The sequence below is a fragment of the Paenibacillus sp. 10L310 genome (assembly GCF_056395745.1).
Genome location: NZ_JBFTKC010000031.1, coordinates 15,758 through 31,840, shown reverse-complemented (window position 1 = coordinate 31,840; position 16,083 = coordinate 15,758). Strand labels below are relative to the sequence as shown.

Sequence of the window (16,083 nt, the reverse complement as noted above, 5' to 3'; positions counted from 1 at the left end):
TCCTACACTCTACTGTATAACTATATCCAGTTCCCTCGCTCAATTCAAATCCAAATTCAGAGTTTTTTCCTCATCAAGCCAAAAAAGAAGAGCCGCACCGGTAAAGTGCAACTCCCTTTTGCTTCATTATAATAAGATTCGTTCCTCCGATCAGTCCCATTGGGATTCATAAGGAAAAGGACATGTCGACTCACTCAGCTTCGCTCGCACCTGTACGAGACAACCACAATGCCGACAAGTTGTTCCATATTGCAATCCCGGACAAGCAGAGCAGATGGATAGCCGACGTTCATATTCCTCATCCTGTACCGTCGGACGCGAACGTGAGGCAATCTCCACAAGTCTGGCCATTTTGGCATCGCTAATCTTCACATCGTACTGATCATTACAGCCTTTGCAAGGTTCCTGCCTTTTCATGCATTAACCCTCGACAGCGAGCACCCCAACCGATGCTGGTGGAAGGACAAAACGCAGTGTGTTATTCTCCAGTGTGATTCCATCCCACGCCACAGGCTGAACATGATTCGGCTGTTCAAAGGTATTAAATGCACCAAAATCAGTATGGTGCAGAATCTGCCCGTTTACTTTAGCCGCTTGAGCTGCGTCCAGCTGACACACAACTTCCAACTCATCCGTGTGACTCAGATTACAAGCTGTCACATGAATGACCCCATCCTTGTTGCGGGAAGCTGATAAGCTGAGTTGCGGAATGGTCTCTTCTCCGAATGTGTATCCTGGGCTTTCATAATTCAAATCCAGTCGCTGTGCATCCATATGGACCTGATACATATCAAATACATGATACGTAGGGGTCAGGAGCATTTTGTCCCCTTCCGTGAGCACAAGCGATTGAAGCACATTGACGATCTGCGCAAGATTTGCCATGTGTACCCGTTTATTATGTTGGTTGAAAATATTCAGGTTAACACCTGCAAGCACAGCGTCCCGCATCGTATTCTGTTGATACAGGAACCCTGGATTGGTTCCCGGCTCAACGTTATACCACGTGCCCCATTCATCCACAATAATGCCGACTCTGCCCTCTGGATCATATTTGTCCATAATCTCGGAGTGCTTCACCAGTAATTCATCCATATGGAGCGTCTTTTTCAAGGTAGTGAACCATTCAGCCTCACCAAATCCTGTAGCTGCGCCTTTATCGTTCCACTCTCCTGTAGGGATGGTGTAATAATGAAGACTGATTCCATCCATAAAGCGAGCAGCTTCCCGCATCAGGACTTCCATCCATTCATAGTTACCTTCGTTCGGTCCACAAGCGATTTTATAAATCTCGTTCCCGGAATAGTTACGTACATATGTAGCATACCGGCGATATTCATCCGCATAATATTCAGGACGCATATTGCCGCCGCATCCCCAGTTCTCATTTCCCACGCCAAAATACTTCATTTTCCACGGTTCTTCCCTACCATTACTCTTACGCCAGTTCGCCATCGGGGATTCGCCGTCAAATGTGATGTACTCCACCCATTCCTGCATCTCCTGCACTGTACCGCTACCCAGATTGCCACTAATATATGGCTCCGTGCCGAGCAACTCACATAATCTCAAGAATTCATGTGTACCAAAGTGATTGTTCTCTTCCACACCGCCCCAGTGTGTATTGATCATACGAGCACGCTCACTCTTCGGACCTACACCATCTTTCCAGTGATATTCATCGGCAAAACAACCGCCTGGCCAGCGAAGTACTGGAATATTAAGCTTCTGCAAGGCCGTCAATACATCATTTCGAATCCCATCCGTATTCGGAATAGGTGAATCTTCTCCTACCCACAGCCCCTCATAAATACAACGTCCCAAGTGTTCGGAAAAGTGACCATATATATTGCGATTTATTAATCCTTTATCAGAATCCGCCTTTAAAATAACATCAACCATTATTTCAACCTCCATATAATGTATTGTTATCGCTTACAATAACTCGTTTTAGAGTAGGTTTCAACCGTTTTTATTTCTACACAAACAAGCCTCTTCCTGTGTAATTGATTAGGAAGAGGCTTGTTTGTTATAGAAATTCATACAGAGACTTACCAAATTGATTTTTATACATTTCTAATTTGGATTTGCCCGTTTATTATTTCAGAATAACAGGCTACTTAATCCTGCTCTGAAGGCAACAACATTTTTTGTGTCCACGTCGTTCCACCATCTATAGTCTGATAGATCGCAGGAGAGTTATCACTTGTGACTACGAGCCAACCCGTCTTGGCCGATGAGAACGAGATACGGGAACTGTATCCCGGATCTTTCAGGTCAATATTTTTCCACTTGGAACCTGTATCATAAGAACGTCCAATACCCACTTTGCCAGCTGCGGGTGAACCTGCAGACAGATACGCCGTCTGATTACCAATCAACGCCATGTTGCCGGGATGACCACCCGGGTTGGCTGGTCCGTTTCCTTTGCCCGTACTGTTTGTACCCGGTGCAGGACCTCCCCCTGCTGTGGATTGCGCAAATACTTGGGTCCAGTTCTTGCCTTGATTACCGCTCGCATAGAGGGAGTACGATTGTTGGGACATGCCTGCATCACCATACAGAAGGGCCCAGACTTGCTGGCCATGTGCATACAGATCCGCTCCGCTCCATGTGTCTGAGACAACTCGAAGAGAGGTTGTCCAGTTCTTGCCGCCATCACTCGTTTGCTTCAGATGATATCCCGATCCAGGTACAACCACAACGGCATACCCTTGTTTCTCTGTTGCAAAGGCAGCTGCACGCGTGTTGGCAGGTGTATTCAATTTACTCCAGGTTACCCCGCCATCCTTCGTCTGATATGCACCATTATAGGTGTAACCATAACCTACATCTTTATTGCGAAAATCGATTCGCTTGAATTGAATGCCCGGCGTATCGAGCCGCGTCCAGTGCGATCCCCCATCATGGGTACGGATCAGATAGGTTGCAGGTGAATCCTTCACTCGCGCCAACGCATATCCGTTCACATTATTCGGAAAATCAAGCTGAGTGAATTGCCACTGCCCGGTATATATGGACTGCCACGTACATCCTGCATTCGAGGTACCGATCAGGAAGCCTTCACCCCCAGCTCGTCCAGTCATATCATTAAGAAAATCAATGTCAGTAAATTGCAGGTGTTGCTCTTCCACACCGCTGCCCTTTTTTAATGTAGCAGATAGTCCATGATCTCCCTTTCCACATGCCTGTGAGGATGCAGCGTTAGCACCTGATAGCGTATGTACCGGACCCATCCCCCAAGCCAGCGTTAACGATAATGCGAGTGCACCAATCCGTTTCCATGTCATTGTACTCTTGGTTGTCATCGTAACACCTCCTTCTATGGTTTTACCCAAATATGATGGTTCTAACGTAACAATCTGATTAACCCTGATGACAATTTTGCAAGAAAAAAACCACCTTTACCCATGATTGGATCATGTAGGCAAGGGTGGTTCATCACCAAACATTGTGTACTCTAAATTAAATGGGATACGTCACCACAGCAAGGATAACAAAACTGATACTTAATAAAAGGCATAAACTAAAATATATTTTGTTGTATTTATATTCCCGAATACTATATGCAGCAAAAAGCATAGCCAGATCAGCCACCATCAACGTAAAGTTGAGAAATATCGTCACTGCTAATACAAAATTGATGACAAACACTATAAAAACTGCAGTCAGCCACTTGGAATACATACTCAATTGAGTCCGAATCACACGCATTCACATCCACCTTGCCCTTCCTCTATTTCCATATTATACACAAATATTAAGATAGAGTCATACCAAGGCACGATATCTGCGTAAGAGGAGAGTCCATACTAACACATGAAATAAATGGTAGAGGAAAGGGAACATACGTGCTATAATTAATGTTATGGACTTTTGAATATCGGTGGATGTTTTCCAGACCACGGCGCAGCTTCCCGAAAGGGGGTGACGTCGTTGGTCAAACTTGTGGCGTTGCTTGATGTAATCCGATGGATTGCTGCGATCCTCAGTATTGTACTGAGTGGGCGAAAGCTTTACCGTTGGTTGCGCAAAAAGTTTCGTAGCAAGCGAAAACCCACCTCATAAGGTCGGAAGCCTGACGGTGGGTTTTGCTTGAATAGCATTATTTAGTTCATGCGCGCCGTGGCAATCCACAGCCTTTCGGGTCCTAAGAGTCTTTACCGTTGGCAGCGGTAAAGGCTCTTTTTAGTATATGACCGAACCCGATCACCATATACTTCACGAATGTAATATATCAATTAATATACTACTGAATACTTATGTAGTCAGTATAGCACAGCTCTGTACAAAAGTTAACAATACAAAACGCCCTCCCCTGCGCAAAGTTGAACCCGCGCAGACAGAGAGCGTTATACTTATCGATTATTCTGTGATTATTTCACGAATCCAAGTAGCATTTCACGGATCAGCTTCGCAGCTACAATCTGTGTCTGTTGTGTTGGATCATAGATTGGTGCAACTTCAACCAAGTCACAACCAACTACATTTACATCAGATCCTGCGATCATATGAATGGCTTCCAGCAGTTCCTTGGACGTAATGCCGCCCGCTTCTGCTGTACCTGTTCCTGGTGCTGCTGACGGATCAAGCACATCGATGTCGATGGTCACATACACCGGACGGTTGCCCATCTTCGGAAGAGCTTCCTTCATCGGAGCTGCCACTTCAAATGGATAGAAGTTGATGTTCTCGCGACCATACTGGAACTCCTCACGGGAACCGGAACGGATACCGAACTGATAGATATTTTTGCCACCCATCAACTCAGCTGCTTTACGTACTGGTGTGGAGTGGGACAATGGCTCGCCTTCATAGTTTTCACGAAGGTCAGCGTGTGCATCAATATGAATCAGGATAAGATCCGGGTATTTCTTGTACATCTGTTGGATGACTGGCCAAGTAACCAGATGCTCGCCACCGAGACCAACTGGGAATTTGTCGTCAGCGAGCAGACTGCCGATGTATTCATGAATTACCTCAAGGCTGCGTCCCGCGTTACCGAAAGGCAAGAGCAGGTCTCCAGCGTCAAAGTATGTCATGTCTACAATGCTTTTGTCGAGATATGGGCTGTACTCTTCAAGTCCAACCGATGCTTGACGGATATGAGATGGGCCGAAACGGGAACCCGGACGGAAGCTGACGGTGTAATCCATCGGCATGCCATAGATAACTGCTTTGGAGTTCTCATAATCCTCAGAGCTGCAAATAAATACGTTTCCTGAATAAGCTTGATCCAGTTTCATTAATGATTTCCCCTTTTATTTCGTTAAATCTTCCACGAATTTAGGAAGTACAAATGCTGCTTTGTGCAGACGCGGAGAGTAATACTTGGTATCCATCTCCGGGATTTGAGTCTCATCCACTTCGAGCGGGTCATGTTTCTTGCTACCCATGGTGAATGTCCACAAACCACTTGGATAGGTTGGAATATTACAGCCGTACACATGTACGATCGGGAAGATTTCTTTGACGTCTTTGTTCACCTTCTGGATTAAATCCGCCTTGAACCAAGGGTTGTCCGTTTGGGCAACGAAGATTCCGTCTTCTTTCAATGCTTCGTAGATGCCTTGGTAGAACCCACGCTCAAACAATGGCGCAGCCGGACCTACAGGCTCCGTAGAATCTACGATGATCACATCGTATTCATTTTTATGTTCAATAATATGCATGTAGCCGTCGTTTACGAGCACTTCAACATTAGGCTCGTCCAACTTGCCGGCGATTTCAGGCAAATATTTTTTAGAGTATTCAATAACTTTACCGTCGATTTCGACGAGAACTGCTTTTTCTACAGCAGCATGTTTAATGACTTCACGAATGACTCCGCCATCGCCGCCACCGACAACCAGAACTTTTTTCGGATTCGGGTGAGTGTTCAGCGCAGGGTGTGCCGCCATTTCGTGATATACGAATTCGTCTTTTACAGTCGTCATCACCATGCCATCAAGAAGCAACATGTTACCGAATTCTTCGGTCTCTACCATGGCCAAATCTTGAAAATCCGTTTTCTCTGTAACATAGGTCTGCTTAATCTTCGCGGTGATCCCGAATACCGGGGTCTGTTTCTCCGTAAACCACAATTCCATAATCTCTACCTTCTTTCCGTAAAGTTAATGATCAGCCATACCCGATCAAGTGCTGTGCACTATATTCGGTTCGCCCAAGCACGTCCAGCGTTCGGCGCCATATCGCGTTATGATTGCTGGCCTGCGGGAAAGGTCCGCGGTTCACTTCATTATATAGATTAAATTGACCAGAGCGTGCAGAGCGTCTGACTAATCAATGAATCAATGACCATTCGTCTGTTCGTCCTTACGCGCTTTAGTATCTTGTGCCGAATCTTACCTTTTCATTACCCTTTTGCATTATACGCGATTGACGTTTATACTGCAAAACGGTTTTTAAGGCGAAAACGCTACATTTTGTTTGCTTATGCACCCGATTGAATATCCCTGCCAATCAAGTCCCATACTGGAAGAAAAGAGAGGAGCCCGTTCCATGACCAAGCCAAATCAAAAGACCCGCAAACGCGGGTTCCGTGTACGTAAATTGTTTAAAAACCTGTCTCTGCTCGCCGTGCTCGCCATACTTGCTACCGCTGCAGGATTGGTCTATCTATATGCAACCAGCCTGCCTCTCGCAGACTCTGATCGGAATTCCAGATTACTGGACAGTCAGGGTGAAGTCATCGCTACCTTCTCCGCAGGTGGCAAAGACTCTGTACCCGTTCAACTGGAGGATATCGCTCCAGATCTGGTCCATGCCACTCTGGCTGTAGAGGACCGCAAATTCTATAATCACTACGGGTTCGACGTGCAAGGGATGGGACGGGCTGTGCTCGTTAACCTCGAACATATGCAGATGTCGCAAGGTGCGAGTACATTGACTCAACAGCTGGCGCGTAACCTATATCTATCTCATGAGAAAACATGGACTCGCAAAGCCAAGGAAGCCATGTACACGGCGCAATTGGAGATGAAATACAGCAAGGATGAAATTTTGCAGATGTATCTGAACGAAATCTATTATGGGCATGGTGCGTACGGAATCGAAGCGGCTTCACGAATGTATTTTGGCAAATCAGCCAAACAGCTGGATCTTGCAGAGAGTGCCATGCTGGCAGGAATCCCGAAAGGACCTACCTACTATTCACCCTATAACCATATGAAGAATGCCAAAGACCGACAGAAGATTGTGCTGAATGCCATGGCTGATATCGGCAAGATCACCCAGGCCGAAGCCGATAAGGCCTATGAGAAAATGCTTTCGTTCAAACCGGAGAGCGAGCGTAAAACGGTGGAAAGCGCCCCGTATTTCCGTGACTATATCCGGAATCTGGCCATCAAAGAGTTGGGAATCAGTGAAGCGATGCTGGATCATGGGGGATTGAACATCTACACCACCCTGGATCTGCGTGTACAAAAAGCAGCGGAAGACGCCATAGCGAAGGGTATGGATGCCAAAAGCGAGCTGGAGACGGCCCTCGTGTCCATCGACCCTCGTACGGGCTACATCAAAGCCATGGTAGGCGGCAAGAATTACCGTACCAATCAGATTAACCATGTTCTAGCGACAACGCGCCAGCCAGGTTCGGCGTTTAAACCGATTATGTATCTGGCAGCCCTGGAATCCAAGCAGCTCACTAGTGCATCCATATTTAACAGTGAACCTACCCTTTTTCACTATGACAATGACCGCAAAACCTATAAACCCGGCAACTTTGGAGACAAGTATCTGGGTGAGATTGATCTAAGACAGGCGATCGCCGCTTCAGACAATATTTATGCGGTGAACACCATTATGCAGATCGGTCCTGAGCAGGTTGTGAGTATGGCAAAAAACCTTGGCATTACAAGCAACCTGAGCGCCGTACCTTCTCTTGCACTGGGAACGTCACCTGTCAGCCCGCTGGAGATGGCGTCGGCCTTTTCCGTCATTGCTGCTGGTGGACAACGGACGCCACCTGTAGCCATTCTACAAGTGACAGATGCCGCAGGACGTGTGCTCTATGAATCGCCTCAGACGAAGGCTGAGACCGTTGTGGAACCTGCGGCAGCTTATGTACTGACTCGTTTAATGGAAAGTGTCTTCGAAAATGGAGGAACGGGCAACCGTGTGTCTAAGGCGATCAAACGCCCGGTTGCGGGAAAAACGGGAACAACCAACACGGATGCCTGGCTCGTTGGATTCACACCGGAGCTCTCCACCGCGGTATGGGTTGGGTACGACCAAGGCAAAGCCATCTCCACTTCGGATGGCCGCCGGGCAGCGCCGATCTTTGCCCAGTTCACAGAACAGGCCCTTGCGAGCGTACCACCCAAAATCTTCACCGTGCCTGATCATGTCGTAAGTGTCTATATTGATCCGGAATCCGGCAAGCTGGCAGGCAACGGTTGTGAAGAGAAACGATTGGAAGTTTTTATTGATGGTACTGAACCGACAGAGGTATGTCATGGTACAACGGATGATTCGGATTCTGGAGAAGATGAGAAGACTCGTCAGGTACAGAATCAACAAGGCATACAGGAAGAGAAACATTCTTGGTGGGGAGATTTCAAACGTTGGTGGGTAGAATGACGTAAATGGGCGATGACTTAGTTGCGTCACCTATAACCCCTGGTTATATTGAACAATTGGAAATTCACTTTGGATGAAAACTCATAATTATTCAGATCGATGAATACGATTAAAGCACAAGCAAAAGACCCCCAACCGAACTTTCCGGTCAAGGGGCCTTTTGCCTTTTTTCTTTTAGACTGTGTTGAAAGATCTGCCTTAGGCGAGTGCTTCCTTCAATACATCTGGAGAAGCATTCCACCAGTCTTCGTTGTGTGAGATCAACAGTGTCTTAAGTGCAGCTCGAGCTTCGGGTCCAAGCTCATCCAGCATGAAGCGACGCTTCAAGGCATAATCCATGCGATTCACATGTTCGGCCAGCAGTTTCCATCCACGTCTTGCTTCCGTATCAATCCACATCTCACATGCCGTTGCTCCACCATACAGTTGGCCTTCCTCCGTGCGGTCGACAGCTACCCACACCAGCCATACCTGGCGTCCGTTGGGCACATCCTCACGATTAGTAGAGAACTTGATATTGCGTTCCACTTTGCTCTTCGCATGCATCGCACCGATATCGATTTTGGCTTCGCCATTATCAATAATGACCGGGGAAAGGTTATTCAGCTCAATGGAGCCTGCACCGAAGCCTTTATGCTTGCTTTTTGCACTAACGATATTCAAGGCAATCTGTTTTTTGCCGTTTTGCTCGTTTTGGTCCATGTTTATAACCTCCAAGGGTTGATACAAATATTTTAACTAATAATTGCCCCATTGCAAACATATACATGCTGTAGATGCTTGTCAACGGGAGGTATTTAACGATGATTCCACGACGCGCCAAGAGCTGGCTCACTGCATCCCTGGCCCTGTGTGTACTTGCCGGAGGGATATGGATCACTCTGGGTTATAATCGCTCAACTCATTCCGAATTGCCAGTACTCGCCCCCGAATCGGGCAAGCCTAAGGCAATAGCCCCAACGCCAGCACCTCCAGAAAGTGTACAGACCCCTACTGCCGAAGTGTACAGCAACCGTGTTGTGGAATATCACATGGATGTAAAACTGGTCGAAGGGAATGTACTGGAAGGGACTCAGACGATTACCTGGACACATCCAGGTAAAAAAACCGTCAGCGAGCTTTACTTTCATATGTATCCCAACGCCTTCTCTTCTGCTGACACCACCTTTATGAAGGAATCCGGTGGAAAGCTTCGGGGTGATGTCATGCCTACCAATGGTTATGGCTCCATGAACATTACCGAAATGAAAACGGAGGACGGGCTCTCTCTGCTGCACCGGATGCAGTATGTGCAACCAGATGACGGAAATATCAAGGACACCACCCTCATTAAAGTACGCTTGCCCAAACCCGTCAAAGGCGGGGAAAGCATCACGCTCCACACCCGATTTGAAGTGAATCTGCCGAAGATTTTTGCCCGGATGGGAACTGCTGATCATTTTGTCATGGCAGGTCAATGGTTTCCCAAATTAAGTGCCTATGAACCTGTGGGCAGACGTGGACGAACAACGGAAGGCTGGAATCTGCACCAGTACCATGGCAATTCAGAGTTTTACGCTGACTTCGGTATATATAGTGTGCGTATTCGGGTGCCTGAAACATACAAAGTAGCTGCTACTGGATTTCCGACGCAGCAAGCCGTGGTGAAGAATGGAGAAAAGGTCTATCAATTTTACGCCGATGATGTGCATGACTTCGCATGGGCAGCTTCACCGGATTTTGTCTACGCCGAGGAACCCTTCTCTGCACCCAATGTGCCTGGTGTACGAATCAAGTTATATCTGGACCCTGCTCATCAGGATCTGAAAGAACGTTACTTCTACGCCGCGAAGGCCGCTCTAGCCAATTATAGCAAATGGTTTGGCCCATATCCTTACGCTACCTTATCCATCGTAGTTCCACCCAAAGCGGGGAACGGCGCTGGAGGTATGGAATACCCTACGCTAGTTACGGCCTTTGGAGCCGATGATACTACTCCGGGTTATGACCTGGAACGTACCGTAGTCCATGAGATCGGACACCAGTACTTCTACGGCATGGTTGCCAGCAACGAATTCGAGGAAGCCTGGCTGGATGAGGGATTCACCTCTTATGCAGAAGACAAACTGATGGAGCAGGAATACGGATTGATTCCGAATCTGCCAGTACAATCGGGACTGATTACGTCTCCTTCATCCTTAACACAAGAATCCTGGAAGTTTGATTCACAGAATGAGTATGCAGCCAATGTCTATACACGTGGCAAACTTGTATTGCTTGGTATCGAACATCAAGTCGGTGCCAAAAAGATGGAACGCATCCTCTCTACCTATGTGAAGAAGTACCGCTTCAAACATCCCACTTCGGCTGATTTTCAGAAAATTGTGGAACAAGTGACCCGCACTTCCTGGTCTGATTATTTTGATCAATACGTCTATAGTAACGGGATGGCTGACTTTGCTGTAGAGAAGATTCGTGTTACGCCCGTACAGAAAGACGGTCAAACATTGTACGAGTCATCCGTGACGATCGCAAAAAAAGGTAGTGATTACAGCGCCGTTCCTGTTCGCATTGCTTTTGAAGACGGGCATATCCTCACCAAGCAATGGAATGGCAAAGAAGATCGCATCACGTATAAATTAACTCACACATCCCCCGTATCCTGGGCCATGACCGATCCCCTGTACTCGATCGTGCTGGAGAACCGCCATATGAACAATTTCCTGAAATCCGGACTGGATGAGCAGACGAAGTCCCGCTGGAGCATGAGTGTAACCAAACTAATAGAAGCCATATTCGGAGGTCTGTCATGGTGAGGTGGAAACGGTGAAAGCGAAAATACGTGAAGGCTGGTTTCTCGTCCGTCAGCATATGTTCATTGCCGCACTCTTATTTCTCTATCAACTCATTTGGGGATATTTCTTCTATCGAATGGTACAATCGGCCGTCATCCCACTGCTCCTTCGCTATCCAGATGCTGATGCCGGTGAGCTGAGTACACTTTTGTTCAAAATGGAAAGTCAACTTAACCTGTCTACCCATCCGGAGGTTCATCGTTATCTATGGATTCTCGGGGGCATGCTGCTGGTTCGCATGTTGATCAGCCCCCTCATTCAGGCAGGACTGCTCTACTCACTTCAGCACTTTAATTCTACAGAAGAGCGCATCCCCTTTGTCCGCGGAATCAAAAATCTGTGGAAACCGATGCTACTGCTCCACACCATACGTACATTATTGATACTTCTGCCCGCCTACTGGCTCATACCGAAGCTTTACTCAATTCTCATGGACGGATTTCATTCCCTTCAATTACTTTTGCCTGGTATACCTTATGTTGCTGCCTGGATTGTATATGGTTGGATCATCCACCATGTCATACTCTACATGCAGTTCGGTGTTTCGGCACCAGAAGGAGAAGGCGGGGCTCACGGCACCCTCAAAGCCCTCTGGATTGCACTGCGTCATCTCATCGCCGTAATCGGCATTGCACTCCTGCTGGGCGGAGTACACCTGCTCGTCTTTGGGGCATTCACTACAGCCTCATGGTTATTAACGGGACTTACCGGGCTTATACTACAACAGACGTATCCACTTGCCAGGTGTCTATTAAGTCTGTGGAAAATATGCAGCCATTTCCGTTTATGGCAGTCCAAAATATCCAAAGGTGAGAGCAGATAGTTTAAAAATTGTTACCATCAAATGTTAAACTCATGGCCTAATATGTACTTATAAATAGGCAACCCTCAACCTTTCCCCGTCAAAGGTCGAGGTTTTTTTTGCTAAATTTGTTGCTAAACGTTGCCAAAGCCGTACTCCTCTGTTACAATAATCGCAGTGAGTTTTTAGTAACAACTTTGTAATATTTACATTCATATTTGTAACTACTTAAAATTAAATCATCATTTCTTGATTTCGCAGGTGCATAACTAGCATAGCCAAATTCCTGGCACCTGGGAAGCGGGGGAACCAGTTATGGGTGAATTGATCTTGCTACAGAGGGATCATAGGGGACCTTCAACCGAATCCTTAAGCTAACCTCGCAGGCGTTGGAAGGGGAATATCTCTTGTTCAAGAAGAAATTAACCGCAGCTGTACTTAGCATCACATTCGCATTATCGCTTGGTGCAGGTAGCGCATTCGCAGATTCTAAGATGGACAAAGTAATTGATTCAGCAATGGGAACTACATATCAAAGTGGAGGAACAACGCTCAACGGCTTTGACTGCTCCGGATTTACACGGTATGTATTCGAAAAGTTGGGTATTGATTTGGCACGCCAATCCAGTTCCCAATTCGACATGGGCGATTCCGTATCCCGCATGGAAATGAGAGCTGGCGATCTGGTGTTCTTTAATACAACAGGTAAAGGCGTATCCCATGTAGGAATCTTTGTAGGGGATGGAAAGTTCGCACACTCCTCTTCTTCCAAAGGCGTTACGATCAGTGCATTGAGTGAAAACTATTGGGCCAATCGTTATGTTGGCGCAAAACGGATTATGAGCACGGACGCATATGAATCACTGGCCCTTGACTAGGGACAAGCTGAGCAACATGATGCTGTAACCATTAAACATACTGGAACGAAGCAAGAAGCATAACAGAACCGCCCGGTACATTCTCCGCAGGAATGTATCCGGCGGTTTTTTTGTGCTTCAATCCTTATTCATGTTGCAAGTTATACTCGGGGCATATCCTGCGACATCAACAGGTTCATTTTGCGTTCGTTCGTCCGTGCCCTTATGATGTTTTTACCCATCCCGTTATAATATAAACGAAATTACCGGAACTTTTGTTTCATTTTTTTTCTTGGGAAGGAAGACTTGCTAAATGAACATCTCTTTTGTAGAGTGGACAAAGAGTTCTGTTTCAAGGAAAGGAGCATGCAGGTGTATGAAGGAAACCCCTGTGACGTTTCACGTTGTACCCATGCGAGAAGAACATGCGGAGCTTATCTGCAGTTGGCAGTATGATCCGCCTTACAATATCTACAGCTGGCTCCCCTGGGAGCAGATGAAAGCTCTGGAAGTGGAATTCGGAGATGCACAGCTGCGGCAGGAGCAATATGCGATCGTCCTGGATCAGGACGATCGTATATGTGGGTTTGCTCAATACTTCCCACTTCAAGGGGTAACCCGGATTGGCCTTGGCATGCATCCAGAGCTGTGTGGTCAGGGTCAAGGGACAGCTTTTGTCAATGCCATTGTACAAGAAGCTATTCGCCGAAATCCCACGAATGAGATTGATCTGGAAGTACTCACTTGGAATGCTCGTGCCATTCAAGTCTATCTGAAGAGTGGATTTGCCACCCAGGATACATACGAACGACAGACCCCCAGCGGCTTGAAGCCCTTTCACTGTATGGTTTATGAGGGGCCTCGCGGTTAGAATCCATTGCAAAACAACCAAATTTGCCCCTTGTTATGTGATTAGTTCAAAAAATTCCCACAAAATGCTATGATGTCAGTACAGGTTCCGTTATAATGATATGGATAGTTTCAGGTTAGATGATCTTTCATTCTGGAGGGGACATAAGGGATGCACAAATGGATCATGAGCGGAGTATTTTTTGCAGCATGCGCTTTAGCTATTGTTTTAATGTTTACGCTTCCAGGGAAAGAAGAAGTGGCCGAAGAAGCCAAGCCAACCATGCCGGAAGTAACATTGGATGCCGGACAAGCTGAAGCACTGGTCAAAGCCAATTGTATTTCCTGTCACGGGGATCAGCTTCAAGGTGGCGTAGGACCTGCTCTGGCAAACATCGGCAGCCAGGATGATCTGGAGAAGATCTATTCTACGATTGTCAAAGGTAAAGGTGGCATGCCTTCCTTCAAGGGCAAACTGCAGGACGAAGAGATTGCAAATATCGCCATGTGGCTGTCAGAGAAGAAATAATCTCTGCACACGCATAACAAAGAGGCGCTTAATCCCCTTTTCGGAGAATAAGAGCCTCTTTGTTATATCAATTATTAAGCCTCTGCGGCATGCTCAGCCAAAAAGGCCTCAACTTCACGTGCGTACGGCATCCCGGACTGGGCGCCGAGCTTTGTCACGGATAACGCGGCCGCACCCATGGCAAAGCCTACGGCCGCGTCCAAAGTCTCACCGCGCGCGAGAGCTACCGCCAGCGCGCCGTTGAAGCAATCGCCAGCGCCGGTCGTATCGACGGCGCTTACGGCGTAGCCGGGCGCACGGCACGCGCCGGCACGCCCTGCTTGTACGCGGCCACCAGGCGCCGCCGCGTACACAGCCCCCTCGGGGCCGAGCGTCGTGACGACAGTGGCCCCGAGGGATGCGGCGAGCTCTGCGACCGCCGCATCCAGGTCTTCCGGCCGGAGATGATCCCGGCCGGTAAGCACGGCAAGCTCGCTGCGGTTTGGCGTGACAACGTCGACGCACCGCAGGAGCTCCTGGGGCAGACCCGGCACCGCGGGAGCCGGGTTGAGCACCACCAGTGCGCTGCCTTCAGCCGCCAGTTGGGCGGCGCGGGTAACCGCTGGCAGCGGGATCTCCAGCTGTAGTAGCACCGCTGCGGCTGCAGTCAGGCTTTTTACCGTATCCGCCTCTTCCAGCATTTCAGGCGCCACTTGCCCATTCGCACCAGGAATAACGATAATCCGGTTGTCTCCCCGAGAAAGCCAGATGGAAGCTGTCCCTGTAACCGTGTCTTCCAATATGCGAACCTGCGAGGCATCTGCACCACTTTCCGTCAGACTGTGCAGCAGACGTTCGCCAAAACCGTCCGATCCCACCGCACCAATCATCGTAGTCTGTCCACCCAGACGCGCAGCGGCAACAGCCTGGTTGGCCCCTTTGCCACCAGCGAGATAATGCAGCTCCTCACCGCTCACCGTCTCTCCCTCTTCCGGAATCGTGTCTGTCTTCACCACAAGATCCATATTGAGACTGCCTACGACAGCAATAAGAGGTTGTTTCTGATTATAGTCTGACATGTATGGTTCACTCACTTCTGGCCGCGCGATAATAACCGACCTCGTTATTGCGACCTCATTTTGTCATATGCTTCGTTATATTGCCCTGCTTCCTTGATATCTACAGATGTGATACCACCCGCATCCCATGATGTGAGACGCAGCGTAACCGTTGTATAATCAATTGTAATAAAAGGATGATGATTGAATGCTTCCGAGATCGCAGCGACCTCATCCACAAATGCAATCCCTTTCATGTAGTTGGAGAACACGAATTTACGTACAATCCACCGTCCCTCTTCCAGTTCCCAGCCTTCCAGCCTTCCCAGATGAGCTTCGACTTCCTCTTGCGAAAAAACCATGCGTTATCTTCCTCCCCATAGGATGGTACATTACAGACATGCGTCCGTATAACCACCGACACCTTCGGCGCAATCAACAGCAACCTCAAAGGCCAGGCTCACCGCCATGCGGTTGGCCCATTTCACGACTAACATCTTACCACGGACAAGCTTCAAAATCCAATCAACTACATGGCATAGAACCAATAACCATAAGGCTTTGAGGGGAATTCCAATTCCATTCACACCCCTGA

Annotated in this window: 15 protein-coding genes and 1 riboswitch; of the genes, 7 read left to right on the top strand and 8 right to left on the bottom strand. The window is 47.8% G+C overall.

The window, feature by feature from the left end; all coding sequences use genetic code 11:
* Positions 1-150: 150 nt before the first annotated feature.
* From AC1DE7_RS30585 to AC1DE7_RS30575, 3 genes are all read right to left on the bottom strand, one after another.
* A complete protein-coding gene (locus AC1DE7_RS30585; RefSeq protein WP_477535802.1) occupies positions 151-417 on the bottom strand; it encodes a DUF6171 family protein in 267 nt (88 codons plus the stop codon).
* A 3-nt stretch (positions 418-420) separates the two neighbouring features.
* Positions 421-1,902, bottom strand: coding sequence for an alpha-N-arabinofuranosidase (locus tag AC1DE7_RS30580; protein ID WP_101315114.1), 1,482 nt, complete (start codon positions 1,900-1,902; stop codon positions 421-423).
* A gap of 218 nt (positions 1,903-2,120) precedes the next feature.
* The gene (locus tag AC1DE7_RS30575; protein ID WP_477535801.1) at positions 2,121-3,308 is read right to left on the bottom strand and encodes a WD40/YVTN/BNR-like repeat-containing protein; all 1,188 of its coding nucleotides are present in this window, start codon (positions 3,306-3,308) and stop codon (positions 2,121-2,123) included.
* Positions 3,309-3,936: 628 nt separating this feature from the next.
* Between AC1DE7_RS30575 and AC1DE7_RS30570 the strand changes: the two genes are divergently transcribed.
* Positions 3,937-4,068 carry a hypothetical protein gene (locus tag AC1DE7_RS30570; RefSeq protein WP_017691304.1) on the top strand — a complete coding sequence of 44 codons (132 nt, stop codon included), beginning with the start codon at positions 3,937-3,939 and terminating at the stop codon, positions 4,066-4,068.
* Positions 4,069-4,376: 308 nt separating this feature from the next.
* Here the strand turns inward: AC1DE7_RS30570 and speB are convergent, their stop codons facing one another.
* Together speB and speE are read right to left on the bottom strand one after the other, a co-directional pair.
* Positions 4,377-5,246 carry an agmatinase gene (speB, locus tag AC1DE7_RS30565; protein ID WP_036607280.1) on the bottom strand — a complete coding sequence of 290 codons (870 nt, stop codon included), beginning with the start codon at positions 5,244-5,246 and terminating at the stop codon, positions 4,377-4,379.
* A gap of 15 nt (positions 5,247-5,261) precedes the next feature.
* Positions 5,262-6,089 (bottom strand): polyamine aminopropyltransferase, encoded by an 828-nt coding sequence (speE, locus tag AC1DE7_RS30560; protein ID WP_017691306.1) that lies wholly within the window; start codon positions 6,087-6,089, stop codon positions 5,262-5,264.
* 412 nt (positions 6,090-6,501) lie between these two features.
* On the opposite strand from speE, the gene AC1DE7_RS30555 reads away from it, so the two are divergent.
* A complete protein-coding gene (locus AC1DE7_RS30555) occupies positions 6,502-8,580 on the top strand; it encodes a transglycosylase domain-containing protein (protein WP_100528572.1) in 2,079 nt (692 codons plus the stop codon).
* Positions 8,581-8,778: 198 nt separating this feature from the next.
* Here AC1DE7_RS30555 and AC1DE7_RS30550 read toward each other — a convergent pair whose 3' ends face one another.
* The gene (locus tag AC1DE7_RS30550; protein WP_017691308.1) at positions 8,779-9,282 is read right to left on the bottom strand and encodes a YwhD family protein; all 504 of its coding nucleotides are present in this window, start codon (positions 9,280-9,282) and stop codon (positions 8,779-8,781) included.
* Positions 9,283-9,383: 101 nt separating this feature from the next.
* On the opposite strand from AC1DE7_RS30550, the gene AC1DE7_RS30545 reads away from it, so the two are divergent.
* The 5 genes from AC1DE7_RS30545 (at position 9,384) to AC1DE7_RS30525 (ending at position 14,451) form a co-directional block, all read left to right on the top strand.
* Positions 9,384-11,375, top strand: a complete 1,992-nt coding sequence (locus tag AC1DE7_RS30545) for a M1 family metallopeptidase (RefSeq protein ID WP_405158256.1) — start codon at positions 9,384-9,386, stop codon at positions 11,373-11,375.
* Positions 11,376-11,385: 10 nt separating this feature from the next.
* Complete coding sequence (locus AC1DE7_RS30540; protein WP_036607309.1) at positions 11,386-12,237, top strand: hypothetical protein; 852 nt, start codon at positions 11,386-11,388, stop codon at positions 12,235-12,237.
* 245 nt (positions 12,238-12,482) lie between these two features.
* Positions 12,483-12,620: riboswitch (cyclic di-AMP (ydaO/yuaA leader) on the top strand.
* Positions 12,621-12,623: 3 nt separating this feature from the next.
* Positions 12,624-13,094, top strand: a complete 471-nt coding sequence (locus AC1DE7_RS30535) for a C40 family peptidase (protein WP_405158255.1) — start codon at positions 12,624-12,626, stop codon at positions 13,092-13,094.
* Positions 13,095-13,449: 355 nt separating this feature from the next.
* A complete protein-coding gene (locus tag AC1DE7_RS30530) occupies positions 13,450-13,944 on the top strand; it encodes a GNAT family N-acetyltransferase (RefSeq protein WP_477535800.1) in 495 nt (164 codons plus the stop codon).
* A 150-nt stretch (positions 13,945-14,094) separates the two neighbouring features.
* Positions 14,095-14,451, top strand: a complete 357-nt coding sequence (locus AC1DE7_RS30525; protein ID WP_036607288.1) for a c-type cytochrome — start codon at positions 14,095-14,097, stop codon at positions 14,449-14,451.
* Positions 14,452-14,525: 74 nt separating this feature from the next.
* Here the strand turns inward: AC1DE7_RS30525 and rbsK are convergent, their stop codons facing one another.
* Together rbsK and AC1DE7_RS30515 are read right to left on the bottom strand one after the other, a co-directional pair.
* On the bottom strand, positions 14,526-15,509 hold the full coding sequence (gene rbsK / locus AC1DE7_RS30520) for a ribokinase (RefSeq protein ID WP_477535799.1): 984 nt from the start codon (positions 15,507-15,509) through the stop codon (positions 14,526-14,528).
* A 44-nt stretch (positions 15,510-15,553) separates the two neighbouring features.
* Positions 15,554-15,850: a 4a-hydroxytetrahydrobiopterin dehydratase gene (locus tag AC1DE7_RS30515; protein WP_017691315.1), complete on the bottom strand. Its 297-nt coding sequence runs from the start codon at positions 15,848-15,850 to the stop codon at positions 15,554-15,556.
* Between the last annotated feature and the right edge of the window lie 233 nt (positions 15,851-16,083).